This is a genomic window from Microvirga lotononidis (assembly GCF_034627025.1).
GTDB classification, from domain to species: domain Bacteria; phylum Pseudomonadota; class Alphaproteobacteria; order Rhizobiales; family Beijerinckiaceae; genus Microvirga; species Microvirga lotononidis.
This window is the reverse complement of record NZ_CP141049.1, coordinates 829,095-843,993: the sequence shown is the minus strand read 5'-3', so window position 1 is coordinate 843,993 and position 14,899 is coordinate 829,095. Positions and strand designations below refer to the sequence as shown.

Annotated in this window: 17 protein-coding genes and 2 pseudogenes; 9 read left to right on the top strand and 10 right to left on the bottom strand. The window is 61.1% G+C overall.

Features of this window, described 5'->3' with window-relative positions:
- Positions 1–6 precede the first annotated feature (6 nt).
- Genes U0023_RS27705 through tnpA form a run of 4 tightly spaced genes read right to left on the bottom strand, consistent with a single transcriptional unit; the run spans position 7 to position 2,783 of the window.
- Complete coding sequence (locus tag U0023_RS27705; RefSeq protein WP_009489009.1) at positions 7–255, bottom strand: hypothetical protein; 249 nt, start codon at positions 253–255, stop codon at positions 7–9.
- 18 nt (positions 256–273) lie between these two features.
- On the bottom strand, positions 274–1,959 hold the full coding sequence (gene tnpC / locus U0023_RS27700) for an IS66 family transposase (protein WP_322883803.1): 1,686 nt from the start codon (positions 1,957–1,959) through the stop codon (positions 274–276).
- Positions 1,960–2,004: 45 nt separating this feature from the next.
- A complete protein-coding gene (tnpB, locus tag U0023_RS27695) occupies positions 2,005–2,358 on the bottom strand; it encodes an IS66 family insertion sequence element accessory protein TnpB (protein WP_009489007.1) in 354 nt (117 codons plus the stop codon).
- A complete protein-coding gene (tnpA, locus tag U0023_RS27690; protein ID WP_040637810.1) occupies positions 2,355–2,783 on the bottom strand; it encodes an IS66-like element accessory protein TnpA in 429 nt (142 codons plus the stop codon). The genes tnpB and tnpA overlap by 4 nt, the downstream gene beginning before the upstream one ends.
- A gap of 140 nt (positions 2,784–2,923) precedes the next feature.
- Here tnpA and U0023_RS27685 point away from each other — a divergent pair, with 140 nt between their 5' ends.
- The 4 genes from U0023_RS27685 (at position 2,924) to U0023_RS27670 (ending at position 6,230) form a co-directional block, all read left to right on the top strand.
- Positions 2,924–3,181, top strand: a complete 258-nt coding sequence (locus tag U0023_RS27685; protein ID WP_322883802.1) for a hypothetical protein — start codon at positions 2,924–2,926, stop codon at positions 3,179–3,181.
- A gap of 82 nt (positions 3,182–3,263) precedes the next feature.
- The gene (locus U0023_RS27680) at positions 3,264–4,292 is read left to right on the top strand and encodes an IS110 family RNA-guided transposase (RefSeq protein WP_040637926.1); all 1,029 of its coding nucleotides are present in this window, start codon (positions 3,264–3,266) and stop codon (positions 4,290–4,292) included.
- A gap of 354 nt (positions 4,293–4,646) precedes the next feature.
- Complete coding sequence (locus U0023_RS27675; protein ID WP_009489155.1) at positions 4,647–5,915, top strand: IS256 family transposase; 1,269 nt, start codon at positions 4,647–4,649, stop codon at positions 5,913–5,915.
- A 45-nt stretch (positions 5,916–5,960) separates the two neighbouring features.
- Positions 5,961–6,230: an ISAzo13-like element transposase-related protein gene (locus U0023_RS27670; protein WP_009495350.1), complete on the top strand. Its 270-nt coding sequence runs from the start codon at positions 5,961–5,963 to the stop codon at positions 6,228–6,230.
- A gap of 812 nt (positions 6,231–7,042) precedes the next feature.
- On the opposite strand, the gene U0023_RS27665 is transcribed toward U0023_RS27670, so the two are convergent.
- The 4 genes from U0023_RS27665 to U0023_RS27650 form a co-directional block, all read right to left on the bottom strand.
- Positions 7,043–7,582 (bottom strand): nuclear transport factor 2 family protein, encoded by a 540-nt coding sequence (locus U0023_RS27665; protein WP_009495349.1) that lies wholly within the window; start codon positions 7,580–7,582, stop codon positions 7,043–7,045.
- Between the two features lie 260 nt (positions 7,583–7,842).
- Complete coding sequence (locus U0023_RS27660; protein ID WP_009495348.1) at positions 7,843–8,076, bottom strand: ferredoxin; 234 nt, start codon at positions 8,074–8,076, stop codon at positions 7,843–7,845.
- Between the two features lie 36 nt (positions 8,077–8,112).
- Positions 8,113–9,330 carry a cytochrome P450 gene (locus tag U0023_RS27655; protein ID WP_009495347.1) on the bottom strand — a complete coding sequence of 406 codons (1,218 nt, stop codon included), beginning with the start codon at positions 9,328–9,330 and terminating at the stop codon, positions 8,113–8,115.
- A 21-nt stretch (positions 9,331–9,351) separates the two neighbouring features.
- A complete protein-coding gene (locus U0023_RS27650) occupies positions 9,352–9,774 on the bottom strand; it encodes an RT0821/Lpp0805 family surface protein (RefSeq protein WP_040639794.1) in 423 nt (140 codons plus the stop codon).
- Between the two features lie 302 nt (positions 9,775–10,076).
- On the opposite strand from U0023_RS27650, the pseudogene U0023_RS35940 reads away from it, so the two are divergent.
- Positions 10,077–10,168: pseudogene (locus U0023_RS35940) on the top strand (RNA polymerase factor sigma-54); the annotation flags it as partial.
- Positions 10,169–10,218: 50 nt separating this feature from the next.
- On the opposite strand, the gene U0023_RS27645 reads toward U0023_RS35940, so the two are convergent.
- A complete protein-coding gene (locus U0023_RS27645) occupies positions 10,219–10,911 on the bottom strand; it encodes a nitrogen fixation protein NifQ (protein WP_009495345.1) in 693 nt (230 codons plus the stop codon).
- Positions 10,912–11,357: 446 nt separating this feature from the next.
- Here U0023_RS27645 and U0023_RS27640 point away from each other — a divergent pair, with 446 nt between their 5' ends.
- From U0023_RS27640 to U0023_RS27625, 4 genes and pseudogenes are all read left to right on the top strand, one after another.
- The gene (locus U0023_RS27640) at positions 11,358–11,669 is read left to right on the top strand and encodes a hypothetical protein (protein ID WP_154661348.1); all 312 of its coding nucleotides are present in this window, start codon (positions 11,358–11,360) and stop codon (positions 11,667–11,669) included.
- Positions 11,669–12,250, top strand: coding sequence for a peroxiredoxin (locus tag U0023_RS27635; protein ID WP_009495344.1), 582 nt, complete (start codon positions 11,669–11,671; stop codon positions 12,248–12,250). Before U0023_RS27640 ends, U0023_RS27635 begins: the two co-directional genes overlap by 1 nt.
- A 37-nt stretch (positions 12,251–12,287) precedes the next feature.
- Positions 12,288–13,727, top strand: coding sequence for an RNA polymerase factor sigma-54 (rpoN, locus tag U0023_RS27630; protein WP_009495343.1), 1,440 nt, complete (start codon positions 12,288–12,290; stop codon positions 13,725–13,727).
- A gap of 165 nt (positions 13,728–13,892) precedes the next feature.
- Positions 13,893–14,230: pseudogene (locus U0023_RS27625) on the top strand (IS481 family transposase); the annotation flags it as partial.
- Positions 14,231–14,547: 317 nt separating this feature from the next.
- Here U0023_RS27625 and U0023_RS27620 read toward each other — a convergent pair.
- A complete protein-coding gene (locus tag U0023_RS27620) occupies positions 14,548–14,865 on the bottom strand; it encodes a hypothetical protein (RefSeq protein WP_009495341.1) in 318 nt (105 codons plus the stop codon).
- Positions 14,866–14,899 lie beyond the last annotated feature (34 nt).

Sequence of the window (14,899 nt, the reverse complement as noted above, 5' to 3'; positions counted from 1 at the left end):
GCAGGTTTAAGGGGCGGCTTTTTGTGATGCGACGGTCCTGCGAGCCTCGATGATGTACTTGAGGTTCTCGATGCCATCCTCGGTGAAGAGGACAATGTGCTCGGTCAATTCGGAGGCTGGGTAGTTGTCGTAGGCACTGAGGCGGCCGTCTTCCGGGAACATTTCGATCGAGCACTCGTGCAGGACGTCCTCGTCTTCGCCGAGCATGTCAGCCACGTATTTCAGCGTGTACAGCGTTGAGTTGCGATATCCCATTCGTCGGTCCCTTTTCTGTCACGCGGCCAGCTGGGAGGCCGGGTTCTCGGCCTGCCGTAGCCTTTTCCATTCCCAGGGAAGCAATTCGTGCAGGCGGGCGACAGGAAGATCGGCAATCCGGGCCAGTACGTCGGCGAGCCAGGCTTTTGGATCGACGTCGTTAAGACGACAGGTCGTGATGAGGGTGAGCATGACGGCGGCACGATCCGCCCCGCGCTGGGACCCGGCGAAGGTCCAGTTGCGGCGCCCCAGGGCGATCCCTCTCAAGGCCCGTTCGGCGGCATTGTTCGTCAGACACACCCGGCCATCCTCCAGGAACCGGGCAAAGCCATCCCAGCGCTTCAGCATGTAGTCGATGGCGCCGATCACCTCGGACGATCGCGTGAGCGTGGCACGCTCCCGCTTCAGCCACTCGTGCATGTCATCGAACAGCGGCTTGCTCTTCTCCTGCCGCACAGCCAGTCGTTCCGCGGCGCTCAAGCCGTTGATCTGACGCTCGATGTCAAACAGCGCGTCGAACCGCTTGATGGCCTCCAACGCGATCGGGGAGATCGGCTTGCCGTTTCTTTTGCGATCCCGAGCCCTCTTCTCAATATCGGCCAGTTCAAAGAATTTCCGTCGCGCATGCGCGTGGCAGAAGGCAAAGGTAAGGGGCACCGCTTTCTGTTCGGCAACACTGATCGGCTCGAAGCCATTGTAACAGTCACTCTGCAGAATGCCGCCATACCCGGCCAGGTGTTTCTGCGGATGCTCGCCGCGGCGGTCACCTGAGGCGTAGTAGACCGCGGCTGGCGGCGCAGGCCCACCAAACGGCTGGTCGTCCCGCACGTAAGTCCAGATCCGTCCAGTCGTGCACTTGCTTTTGGCCCGGATGGGGATGGTCGTATCGTCGCCGTGAAGGCGCTCGGCCGCAAAGACATGCGTCTCGATCAGATCGAAGACCGGCCTGAGAGCGGAGGTTCCAAACCCAACCTGATCGGCCAGCGTCGAGGTCGACAGCGCGATGCCTTCGCAGGTGAGCCGGGCGCTCTGGCGATTGAGCGGACTGTGCATGCCGAACTTGTCGAACAGAATCGTCGCCAGCAGATGAGGGCCGATGAAGCCGCGCGGCGTGGCATGGAACGGCGCCGGCGGCTGGCTGATCGCCTCACAGTCCCGACACGTGAACTTCTCCCGGACCGTCTCGATCACCTTGAACCGACGCGGGATCTCCTCCAGCGTCTCGGTGATGTCCTCGCCCAGTTTCGCCAGGCGCGAGCCGCCGCAGCAGGCACAGGTCGCCGGGGGAGAGATCACCACACGTTCGCGCTCGATCGTCTCCGGCCAGGGCTTTCGGACCGGCCGCCGGCGCACAAAGGAGCGCCCGTTTGAGCTCCTGGCCGCGGCTTGCGCCGCAACTTCATCCTCAGTCGCGGCCATCACCAGTTCTTCGAGCTGTAATTCGAGCTGGTCGATCAGTCGCGCCGCGCGCTCAGACCGCTGGCCGTGCAGTTCGCGCTTCAGCTTTTCGATCGCCAGTTCCAGACTGGCGATCAGGGCCTCGCTGTCGGACAACAGGGCCTGCGCCTTGGCGGCTTGCGCCACAGCCCTGTCCCTCTCGGCGACAACGACATCCCGTTCAGCCTGCAACCCCTCACGCTCGGACAGCAGCGCCAGATAGGCGCTCACAAGGTCGTCTGGAAGATCGACAGGCGTTGACGGCATGACGCCATTCGAACAGAATTTCCCTGTCTTTTCAATCGAATAATGCTACCCAACCCGTGTCGGACGCCAGGTTTCCTGCGGATTGCGCCAGTCGATTCCGGACAACAAGTAAGACAGCTGCGCCGGCGAGATCGCAACAGCGCCGCCCTCCACATTGGGCCAGATGAACCGGCCTTTCTCCAATTTTCGCGTGAACAGGCAGGCTCCCTGGCCGTCATGCCAAATCACTTTGATCAGATCACCTTTGCGCCCCCGGAAGCAAAAAAGGTGGCCGCCCAGAGGGTCATGCTTCAAAATCTCCTGCACCCGAAGAGCCAGAGTGGGGAAGCCACAGCGCATATCGGTATGCCCGGTTGCCAGCCATACCTTCACAGCCTGACCCATCGGAAACGGGTTCATGGCAACGTCTCCAGACCACGTATGATCCGCAGCAACACCTCAACGTCGACATCCCGGTCCACAATCACACGCCTGCCGTTCGCGCTCATGACCTCCATGCGACCGTGGTCGGGTGTGAGAGGCTGCATAGGTGCAGCCGATGCAGGCTGCGCGACTGCACCACGAGACGCGGGAACGATCAGTGCCGGAACAAAGCCGTCCGTCGAACGGCTGACGAGCCTTCCTTCCCGCGCGGCCCTGCGCCACCCGTTCAACTGCCAGCGCGTGATCCCATGGCGCTGCGCCGTTGCGGTGACCTGGCGCAGGCCGCTATAGCTTTCCGCCACAATCGCCAGCTTCGCCTCATCAGTGAACCGCCGCCGGCGACCGCTCTCGACGATCTCCATCCTGCTGACGCGCCCCGGGCGAGCATCCATCATGTCCATGGCTAAAGCACTGTCTATATTGACGTCTATATAGACAGACCATCCACAGTCTCACTCACTAGCGCAATGCGTCCTTCCTCGGATGCGTACGCTTCAGCGCCTTCCTTGGCGCCTCCCCCGACCAGGCCGACTTCGAGGATGTGCGTCGCTACCAGCTCTTCCTGATCGAGACCGGCGCCACCCCGCCCACCATCAACCACGCCGTTACGGCCCTGCGCTTCCTCTTTCAGGTCACCCTGCACCGGCCCGAGGTCATGCAGCCAATCCCATTCGTGCCCGAGCCGCGCAAGCTGCCGGTGGTCCTCAGCCCCGACGAGGTTGCCCGCCTGCTCGAGGCCGCCCCCACCCTCAAGGCCAAGGCGGCGCTGAGCGTCGCCTACAGCTATGGTGGAACCTGATGGAGTGGATGCCCCCTCCTGACGGCATCACAATGTGCCAAGGTGGTGATCTGAGGATCATTCACAAATGGAGAGGGCATCCGTGACAGACGTTAACATCATTGGTCTCGACCTTGCAAAGCGTGTCTTTCAGGCGCACGGCGCCCGCGCCGATGGGAGCGTGGCCTTTCGCCGGAAACTGACCCGCCAGCAGGTTCTGACGTTCTTCTCCAAGCAGCCACGTTGCATTGTTGCGATGGAGGCCTGCGCCACAGCGCATGACTGGGGCCGCGAACTTCAGGTTCTCGGGCATGAAGTGCGGCTCATCCCGCCGGTCTATGTAAAACCTTTCGTTAAGCGCCAGAAGAACGACGCGGCGGACGCAGAGGCCATCGCCGAGGCGGCGGCACGCCCGACCATGCGGTTCGTCACAGTCAAAACCGAGGAACAGCAGGCGCGAGCGATGGTCTTCCGCACGCGGGATCTTCTCGTGCGCCAACGCACGCAGCTGATCAATGCGCTGCGGGGGCATCTCGCCGAGCACGGCGTCGTCGCGCCACAGGGAACAGCCAAAGTGAAGCTGCTCAGCGATGTGATCGAGGACGTCAACACGACCCTTCAGCCACTGGTCGTCGAACTCGGTCGCCTCTATCTCGACCAGATCGCAGCCCTCGACGGCAAGATCGCGGATCTCGAGAGGGTGTTGAAACGCGAGGCCGCGCGTGGGGTGACGACGTCACGCCTGCAGACCATGCCCGGGATCGGGCCGATCACCGCAATGGCGATCGAAACCTTCGCACCGCCGATGGAGAGCTTCAGACGCGGACGCGACTTCGCCGCCTGGCTCGGGCTTGTCCCGGTCCAGCACTCCACCGGCGGCAAGCAGGTGCTCGGGCGCACCTCGAAGATGGGCCAGCGTGATATCCGACGTCTGCTCATCATCGGCGCGATGGCTGTCGTCAAGAGCGCAGGGCGCAAGAGCGCGCCGGAAGGCTCCTGGCTTGCCCGCATGCTGGCGCGCAAGCCGAGGATGCTCGTGGCCATTGCGCTGGCGAACAAGATGGCGCGGTCCGCCTGGGCCATGCTGACGAAAGGCGAGGACTTCAGAGTTCCGGCAGCAACGGCGTCGTGATCGGGAGATCCGGCATCGATCCTGCCGGTGCGTCAGGCGTGTGAGGAGGTCGAGGAACAGTAAGGGCAAAACGATCGGTCAGATCGGGAGCAGGAAAAGCATTATCACCCAAAGAGCTTCGCGCTCGGGAATTTGATCTGCACCTGCTCCGCGTATCTCCATACCGGCCAGCGGCATGATCATGGCCGCAACAGAAGGCCTGATACATGACCGCACCCGATCACATGCCGAAGCTGTTCAGAAATCCCTTGCGCGAACGGGGGCATCCATACATGGGTGATGACGGATTGAGAAAGGCGACGTATCGAGGCGGGTGTCGAGCCTGCCTGAACCTCTCCAGGAGAGCGATACGTCATGAACGAGACTACCAGCATTGTCCGCCTTCGTCAGCCCGACACGATCGACGATCCCCTGACCGATCTTCTCCGAGCCGGCGCGCGCAAGCTGCTGGCCCAAGCCATCGAGAGCGAGGCCGAGGCTTATCTGGCCAGCATGCGCGATCTCAAGCTGCCGGACGGCCGCGAGCGCCTGGTCCGGCACGGGCATGGCCCCGAGCGCATGCTCCAGACCTGCATCGGCCCGGTGGCGGTCCGCCGGGTCAAGATCCGCGACCGCGGCGCCACGGATGATGCCGACCGCATCCGCTTTACCTCGGCGATCCTGCCGAAATGGGCGCGGCGCACCAAAAGCTTGGATGCGCTGCTGCCGATCCTGTACCTGCGCGGGCTCTCGACCGGCGACTTCCAGGAGGCGCTCTCCGCCCTGCTCGGCCAGGATGCGCCCAACCTCTCGCCCTCGGTGGTCACCCGACTCACGGGCGAATGGCAGGGCGAGTACGAGCGTTGGCAGGCCCGCGATCTCTCGGCTCGGCGCTACGTCTATGTTTGGGCCGACGGCGTCTACCTGCAGGCCCGGATGGCGGACCAGGCTGAATGCATCCTGGTGCTGATCGGCGCCACCCCGGAGGGCAGGAAGGAGCTGATCGGCTTCCAGGCCGGCGTGCGCGAGAGTGCCCAGAGCTGGCGCGAGCTGCTGGTCGAGATCAAGCGGCGGGGTCTGTCGATTGCGCCTCACATTGCTGTGGGAGACGGAGCGCTGGGCTTCTGGAAGGCGCTCGACGAGCTCTTTCCCGGCACGCATCATCAACGCTGCTGGCTGCACAAGACCGCGAACGTGCTCAACAAGGTGCCCAAGTCCGTGCAGCCCGGCATGAAGGGGGCCCTGCGGGAGATCTATCTCGCCCCGACCCGCGCTCAGGCCGAGGTCGCCCTCGATCTGTTCGAGGACGCCTATGGCGCACGCTATCCGAAGGCGGTGGAGTGCCTGCGCAAGGACCAGCGGGCGCTGCTAGCCTTCTTCGACTGGCCGGCTGAGCACTGGATCCATCTGCGCACGACGAACCCGATTGAGAGCGTGTTTGCGACCGTGCGGCACCGCACCGTGCGCACCAAGGGCGCGCTGTCTCCAACGACTGCTCGCCTGATGGTGTTCAAACTCATCATGGCGGCTGCGAAAACCTGGCGCCGGCTGATGGGTGAAAACCAGTTGCCGAAGGTGATCGCTGGTGTCAGATTCCAGGACGGCAGCGAGGTCATCCCGCTGCCGACAAACAGCGCCGCCTGATCGGCCCCATCACCTAAATTCCGTCATAGCTGGCTCGAGGTCACGGTGTGTCACTATCCCACCGGCTGCTCAAAGTGGAACCCAATTGAGCACCGGCTCTTCAGCTTCATCAGCTTGAACTGGGCTGGCGTGCCGCTGCGGACCTTTGCGACGATGGTCCGCTACATTGCCGGAACCGTCACGGCAGCCGGGCTGCGGGTGAATGCTCGCCTCAAGCGTGGTGGCAATGAGACCGGGGAGCGGGTCTCCGACGAGGTCATGCGTCGCCTCCACCTGAGGCCGCATGCCGTCTACACGCTCTCGCCGCGAACTTGATAACCTGAATTGGCAAATAGTTGGCTGCCAAGCCCTAGGTGGAAGATGTACAATGCCGTTAGCCATCAAGAACCCTCGTAGACCGATTTAGCGCAGAGCGTCGTCCACACTGCCACACTTTGGAGAATAGCAGAGCCGTTGAAGCCCGCCGCCGATTGCAAGTCAACCATGCCGCGGGTTTGGTGAGCCAAAATACCTGTCTCACCCCCTCGAATAGCAGCGCAGGAGCTGGAAAAGTTCGACCGCGCAGCCGAGAGCCTCGATAGCTAACGATAGATCATTTATAAAGGGTGCACGTTGCTCAACTCCATGTGCGTGGAGGTATCGCCTCTGGTGGTACACAAACCTGCAACATAGAGGCTAAATATACCCTGTTAAGCATCTGTAAAATAACAATAATCTATATGTCGGTTCTCTTCCCCTCTGCGAACCGATCCTCCAGGCTGCGCCTGGACGTCGAAGAAAGCACGCAACACGGTGCTGTTCCTCCGTCAGGAAATTATGGCGAAGGCGCCGCTCGCCTCGATGAGCGGCTCCGCCGATGGCCTGCAATTGATGTACACAAGGATCGTCGGCGGGCTCGTGGGACGGAGCAGACCGCTGTTGCGGTCGCGCCGTTTCGGCTCGGAAAGGCAATCCTCACGGCCGCATCCTCACCGGCAGGCTTTTGCCGGGAGAAGCGCTGGGGCATTGCAGGATGGTTATATTCTTTCGTCTCCGCGGCCGACGCGGCTCTCCAGTTGGGAGCCTCTGAAGGCACCGTGGCTATGGGAGCGGAGCATTCAACCGTTACATTCATATGCAGTACACTTTCATATCTTTGAAGAAATGCGGCGCTTCGTGAGCGCGTAGACCGGGTCATCCGGGTACGATGCTCCGAGCGGCTGCCGGGGGCTGAACTGCTCTGTCTCGGAGGCCGCCGGCGGGGTCTGCTCCTCGACCCAATCGTAGACCACCGTGCGTTCGGCAATCCGCCATTCCCCTGCCCTCTCCTGAAACAGATCGCAATAGCGGCCACAGAGGAGCACCTGGCGTATCTCTCCGGCCTCGTCCGGTCCGCGTTGCAGCGCGGTGAAGTAGCTCTCGACCGCGGCCTCTTCCGGGCTGATGAACTCGATCAGGACGTTCGTGATCTGATGGATGTTGCGCGGTCCGGTCTTGAAGACACCGAGCGCAAACTGGATGAAGCCCTCGGCCGAGCCGGAATAGGCCCCGTGATGGTCATGTGCATCGGGCCAGTACGAGCTGCGCAGCGCCGCCTCGTCCGCGCGGTCTATCCCACGGCAGTACCGATAGAGGCAGTCGCGGATCGCCTCCCGGTCGCGTAGTTCGGAAATTCTTGCCTGGTTCATCGGCTCTGTCGCGAATGCTGAGATTGGCCAGGAAGAGGCGTTTTCGCGTCTCCGGTCCGCTGCAACGATTTCGAACTGGTCGGCGCTAGGAGGTGGACTGTAAGACGAACCTCGCCTGCCGTTTGCGTATCATGTGAAGCAGCTCGATACCGGAGAGGATGACCCCACTGCCCAGTTGGACGAGGACGGTGGCAGGACAGAGGCCGCGCGCCGTCCTTTTCGCGGTGCGGCCAGGTCGCGCTGACCCCAATTTAAGCCCACTAGACTCTCGATTGAATAAACACCGATTCAAGCGCAGCGGCTGTGCGATCGATTTCCAGTGCACGTTCGGGGCAGGCTTGCGCGCCTCGTGACGCGAGCAGTTCGTCCCCTTCCGCAACATTGATGTCACCGGGCAGGATATAGCCCTCGTCATCAAGCTTGAAGATGTCCGGCGCTTGCGCCCAGCATCGCGCGTGACCCTGGCATGTGGCATGGTGGACGATGATGCGCATGGTTCTACCTCCATGTTTGTGCCCCGGCAGCTTTGGTCAGGACCAGTCCAGGATCAGATTTTCGATCCCGAACACATGGCCGCCATAGGTGATGGGCGCCGTACCTTCCTTGATCCGGAAGCCCGGAATGCGCGCCAGCCACTCCTCGAGGCCAATGACAATCTCCCGCCGGGCAAGGTGTGAGCCAAGGCAACGATGCGGGCCATAGCCAAAGGCAGCATGGCGGTTGTCCTCTCGCGCAAGATCGATCGTGTTGGGGCATTTGAATTCCGCCGGGTCACGATTGGCAATCATCGTGGCGCAGGAAACATAGTCCCCTTTACGGATCGGCGCGCCTTCGAAGTCGATATTTTTCGTTGCCACCCGGATCATCTGCACGGTTGGATAGGCGCGCAGCAATTCTTCGGCTGCGAGCCCGATTCGATCCGGTTCGCTCCGCAGCAAGTCCTGGTCTTTGGGATTGCGCGCGAGATAGGCCAAGTCAAAGCCTATCGCTGCTGCAACTGTGTCGAGTCCAGCGACGAACAGAAGCACCCCAGTGCCACGGACTTCCTCGTCGGTCAGCGGGCGGCCCTCGACCTCTGCCTGCACGACGAAGGTCATGAAATCGGCGACTGGTTCCTTGCGGCGCATGGCTGCAAGTTCGTCGATGAACGCCACAATCATCCGGGCCGCCGCCGGTCGTTTGACATCGTCGCCGTGGAGCAGATCGTTCGCCCAGCCGACAAATATATCGAGTCGATCATCCGATAGCCCTAGAAAGCCAAGGAAGATGTTGACTGTGAAAGGAAATGCAAAATCCTTCATAACATCGCAGCTTGTGCCCGATGCGGCGATCCTGTCGATCAGCGCGATCGCTCGCTCCCGGACAACCGGCTCCAGCACCATCACCCGCTTGGGCGAGAACAGCGGATTGAGTAGTGAGCGAAAAATGCCATGGGCTGGTGGATCGAGTTCGAGCGGGATCATCGGCCAGTTTTCGCCGAGCACGGAGGCGAAGATGCTGCGATGGCTGGAAAAGGTTTCGGCGTCCTGCAGCACCCTGCGCTGGTCTCTGGTGCGCGTAATAACCCAGGTCCCCCGGCCATTGCGTGTGTTGTAGGGGGAATAAAAGATTGGTGGCCCGGCATGGACGCAAGCGACAGCTGCGTGCGGATCCCCGTTGGGCGTCGGCAGCATGCCAGCCGACGTGAACAGGCTGAAGTCCCTCACCATTTCGGGTGGGACATGATCTGGAACCGGGTTGCTCGCCACTTGGTTTCTCCTCATCTTCGGCTAGACCTTGGCGGTCGTCTTGTCCGGCTTGATGCCCTTGATCACCCATCCGCCGCCCGAGGGCCGGCAGGCCATGCCCTGGAGGGAGGAGGAGGACGATCCGTTGATGAGAGCCGTGAAGTTCCGGCAGATCTGGTCGTCCTTCACGAAGGGAGCGCTTGTGGGCGTGAAGGTGCCCTTCCGGTCGGAGGCCGGATTATCCCAGGAGACCTGGGTGCCGGGCCGCTGCGGATCGAGCGCCACGGAGAGGGCCGCCTTGGCCCGGCGCCAATCCTCCTCGTTGAGGTCGGGCGACAGGGGCACGGCCGTCCGGCTGACCGAGTCCGTGATCTGCGGCTCCTCCTCCTGCAGTCCCACGGTCCCGAAGGAGAAGCTGCAGGCGCCCGCCGACAGGGGGATCATCCCTACGGCGAGCATTTTCATGGCTTCGCTCAGGAAGGCGTCTGATTTATAACGGCGCGCATCGGCCCTCATGGCGCGTCGGGTCTCCAAGAACGAAAAAGTCACACCTAATGACTCCCTAGGTTGCGCGGCATAGCGTTCGCCATCCGACAAGATTGTAAGCCTCTTCACCGGGCAGCGGCCTGGCCGGAAGAGCGGATTGCGCGCCTTCCCGAGCGAAATCTTCGAGACCCGGCATTTTCCTACCTCGAACAGCGCGAGGAGAACGCCCGAAGATGTGCTGTCCGACATGACATCGTCGTCCGGCTCGAGGAAACCGACATGACACTGCGCGCCGCACCGTCACAAATACCGCAAGGTGATGAACATCCCCTCCTCCGTGCAACGCCGCCGGGAAAAGCGCCTGTGGATTTAGACGAATGGCGATCAAGACTGGCGGCCTTGTCCTGCTGGCGAAAGCCACTCTTAATCCAAGGCGAGCCCGTTCTTGGTCCGTGCGTGGAGGCTTTCGCCCTCCTCCGGGCCGAAGCAGCTGTCGAATTCGTTGCATTCCCGGCAACTGGGCGCGGCGCAGAGCGAAAAACCTTCAGCCTCGCAGAGCTTGCGGTAAAAGTACTTCTTCCATTTCATGTTTTTGGTGTTGCCGGCCGCCAGCATCGGAAAATGCGTGGCAAGCAAGCGGCTGAGCGCGGCCCGGTTGAAAAGGCCGAGGTCCTGCCAGAGATGGTTATTGCACAAGGCACGCCGGGCGATGATCTTGGCGAAGCGGGCACTCACCGGGTCGCCCGGCCGGGCATGCGCGAACAGAAGGCCGCGCAAAAGCTCTTCCTCCATATCCGGCTCGCGGTCGGTCACCTCTTCCAAAGCGAAGGCGTTGACAGCGATAGCGGGGAAATTGCGGGTCAGGACACCCTGCAGCTCGGCACGCGAAAGGCCGGTTGCCTCTGTCGCCGTCGCCTCGCCGGCCTCGGCCTCCTCGAGCGCTCGTGAGAGGACACAGGCAAGCACATGCTGGTCGAACCCGGTCTCCAAGTCGATCGGCCGTCGGCCGATGCTGCGCGATTGTGAGTGTCGTCGCTCATCGGACCAAAAGGACATTCGGAGTCCACGAGGAATAACCGTTTCCCACAGACTGCGGTTCTGACGCAGACCTGACATGTTGCTTTCCTTCCTGCGGCCCATCGATCGCGGGTACCCACAACATGAGTGCCGGTTGGCAGCTCCTTCGGCTCCCGACGGGGGAGTTTCAAAAGGCGTGCCAATTGCGCAGAAAGCGCCTCAGAAATAATTTTCTGGATCCTGGTCAATGGCTTGAGAGCGCGGCAGGACGCCGGGCCGCACACCACCGTGTCGCGGACACGACAAACCCGACAGTCGGTGTCGGTTGCCTGACGTTGTCCCAGGAGTGGCGGACAGGAATGCTCCGCGGGAACAGCGCAGTTCACCCGTCGTCCCACCGCGCTCCGCATGGTCCGAAAGTCGACAATGTCGGACAGGCGGCATCGCAGCATTAGAGCCATTATGTTGTTTTGACATGAGTTTCTCCTTTGGCACGGGACATGCATGGCTCTCCGCACATGCGTCACAGAGTGAGGAGACGGGCTTTGTCGCAAACTGATTGGCACCGTTTATCCGGGGTGATTGCTCCTCGTTTGCACACGCTGGCGCCATCAACGCGCCCCTTGCGCAACACCGCCGCTGTTATTGAGCATGCGGAATCGCATTGCTGGCAACCGCGCGATGACGGATCGATGGACGTTTACGGCCGTTCGGGAAACGGTCGGACCATCCGTCTCGCGCGCGGCGATCATGCCGGTCAGGACATCGTCGATTTCGTCAGACGTTCCTATCCTCGCCTCGACAACCATCCTCACGTGATTGCACCGCCCGTTTTTCTTCTCAAGGAGCACCATTGATGACCGTTAATAAGATGGTTCCCTTCGTCACATTTCGCACCCGAGTTCGCGATGAGTCCATCGAGAGGCCGAACCCCTACCGCTGGGAAGACAAGACGTCCGACGACTATTTCAGCGGCAAGCGCGTCGTCCTGTTCTCGTTGCCTGGCGCCTTTAGCCCGACCTGCTCGACCTACCAACTGCCCGATTTCGAAAAGCTCTATGACGAGTTTGAAAGGGAAGGAATTAACGCGATCTACTGCATCTCCGTCAACGATGCCTTCGTCATGAATGCGTGGGGCAAGGCCTTGGGGTCGCAGAAAGTCAAGCTCATCCCGGACGGCTCGGGTGAGTTCACGCGTAAGATGGGCATGCTGGTTGCCAAGGAGAATCTCGGCTTCGGTATGCGCTCCTGGCGGTACGCTGCCGTGATCGATAACGGCGTGGTGGAGCAGTGGTTCGAGGAGGACGGCTTCTCCGACAACTGCGAAACCGACCCTTACGGCATCTCGTCGCCGCAGAACGTTCTCGAAGCGCTGAAGTCCTTTCAAACCGCGGCCGCCGCACGACCTGGACGAGTCAACATCTCACAGATCCCATGACGCCCGACCAAGTGCGTCGCTTGACAGGAGTTTCACCGTGAGATTCTCAGCAAGCCAGCTTCAGCGTCAGAAGCAATCTCTGAGTATAACACCTCAACTCATTGAGTCGATCCGCTTGCTGCAACTGACACATGCCGAGCTGCGTCAGTTCGTGGAGCAGGAAATCGAGAAGAACCCGCTTTTGGAGCTAGCGCCAAACGATGGCGGGGCTTTAGGCGATGTTTTGTCGACTTCGGCCGAGGATCCGCACATCGGCGCACGCGAAAACGACGTTGATGAGCCGACCAGGACCGGGGCCCCGGAACAGCCCATGCAATGGAAATCAACGCGCGACACAACCAGTATCCCGCCCGGGCAAAGCCTTGCCCTCGGCGAGTTTACTGCCTCCGCCGAAACATTGCACGACCATGTCGCTCGTCAGATCGCCCTCACCGCATACACACCGCAGGAGCGGCTGATTGCTCGCGCGCTTTCCGATCATCTGGAAGACACCGGGTACCTTCAGGTAGACCTTTTGGAGCTGGCCGGGAGCCTAAATGTCCGGGAGGCTGATGTGGAACGGGTTCTCAGAACTTTGCAGCTCTTTGATCCGCCGGGAATCTTTGCGCGTACTCTCAGTGAATGCCTCGAGATACAGTTGCGCCAGCGAGACCGGTTCGACCCGGCGATAGCAACTTTGGTTGCCAATCTTGAGATGCTTGCGCAGCGCGATTTTCAGGCATTGAAGCGGCATTGCGGAGTCGGCGAAGACGATCTTCTCGACATGCTGCATGAAATCCGTGCGCTCGACCCAAAGCCGGGAAACCGGTTTCAGTCCGGAGGCCCGGAATCCATCATTCCCGACGTTTGGGTCCAACCCTCGCCCGGAGGTGGATGGCAAATCGAACTTGAGCCAGACACACTGCCCAAGCTGCTGATCAACCAAACCTATTTCGCCGAAGTCTCACGCGTGACCGCCCATAATTCGAAAGATCAGGCATTTCTCAACGACTGCTTCCAAAACGCGAACTGGCTAATCCGCAGCCTCGATCAGCGCGCCAAGACAATCCTTAAGGTAGCGGCTGAAATCGTCCGCCAGCAGGATGCCTTTTTTGAACATGGCATCGCCCACCTGCGGCCTCTCAATCTCAGAACTGTCGCTGACGCGATCAACATGCACGAGTCGACGATAAGCCGAGTGACGTCGCACAAGTACATGCTCACTCCGCGCGGCGTGTTCGAACTGAAGTATTTTTTCACTGTCGCAATCGCCTCATCCCAAGGTGGCGACGCGCACTCCGCCGAGGCTGTCCGCCATCGGATTAAGGCGATGGTCGCCGTAGAATCGCCTGATGATGTGCTGTCCGACGATGACATCGTCGTCCGACTTAAGGAAACTGGCATCGATATTGCGCGTCGCACCGTCGCAAAGTATCGCGAGGCGATGAACATCCCCTCATCCGTGCAGCGCCGCCGGGAAAAGCGCTTGTGGGCCTAGGGAGGGCTGTTTGGTGGCGGAAGGTTGTTAGGATCGGATGCGTTGCGCGATTGAGGAATATGTTTGGCGCTTTGACGGCCTGCGACGCCGAACTCCTCATCGCAGGAGGACGTGATGCTGTCCATCCACACGCAAGCCCGCACCACCCCGGCCGTTCGCTAGGAGATCGCCCGCTCAGCCGAGTCCGCCGGCGTGCTGGCGAAACACTTCGGGTTCAGTACCGAGAGCATCCGCAAATGGCGTAAGCGCGAAGCCATGACTGTCAGGATCATAGCAGCCGGCCGCGCAAGCTGCCCTGAAAAGCCACCGAGGAAGAGCGGGCGATCGTCTGCGCTCTGCGCCAGGCCACCGGCTTTCTGCTCGATGACCTCGCCTTCGCGGTCACGCACTTCCTGCCGCATCTCAACTGCGATGCGGCTTACCGCATCCTCAAGTCTGAGGGGCTCGGCCGTTACATCGACGACTTCTACAACCGTGTCCGGCGGCATTCGACGCTCGACTATGTCAGTCCGGTTCAGTTCGAAAGGCACGCCGAATAGACAGCAAAACACTCTCCACTAGACCGAAGCAAATCCAGTCAGTCAAGCACACGTGGCCGTGTCGGGCGCGTGTGAGAAACGGAGTCAAAATGACCATGTCTCGCCTTCTCCTTGTTGCCGCGTTGTCCGGAACGATGCTCGCCGGCGCCACATATGTGGCTGCAGCTTGATCGAGATCATGTTGCAATCCTTACGAGAGGTCTGTTCTTTCCCGCGACGATCGCGGGAGATTGATGGGCCAGGCGGCCTATTGGGACTTCGTGATCGAGATCGCGCGTAGGCTATCCGAGCAACAGAGCTTTCAGCCGCTGCCACGCAGGTGGGTGGTCGAAGTAGTCCTTACGCAATGGACAAAAGCGGACGTGCTCACTCGCAAGGCTGATGGGCACCACATAGTGGATTTCGACCTCGTCGCCCGTGACGACGACACGGTGGACGAACAACAGCACAAGCTGCCAGCGCTGCTCGAAGGTGGCCTTCGCCAGCCCGTGCTGCAGCCGCTCCCGAAAGGCCTCCAGGGAGGCTGCGATACCGGCCAGTTGCTGCTGGCGCTGCGCATCGTTGCGCAGGAGCTCCTCCTGATCAGCCAGCGCCTCCATGCGCTGCTCTATCCGTTCCTATTCACCAGGGTTT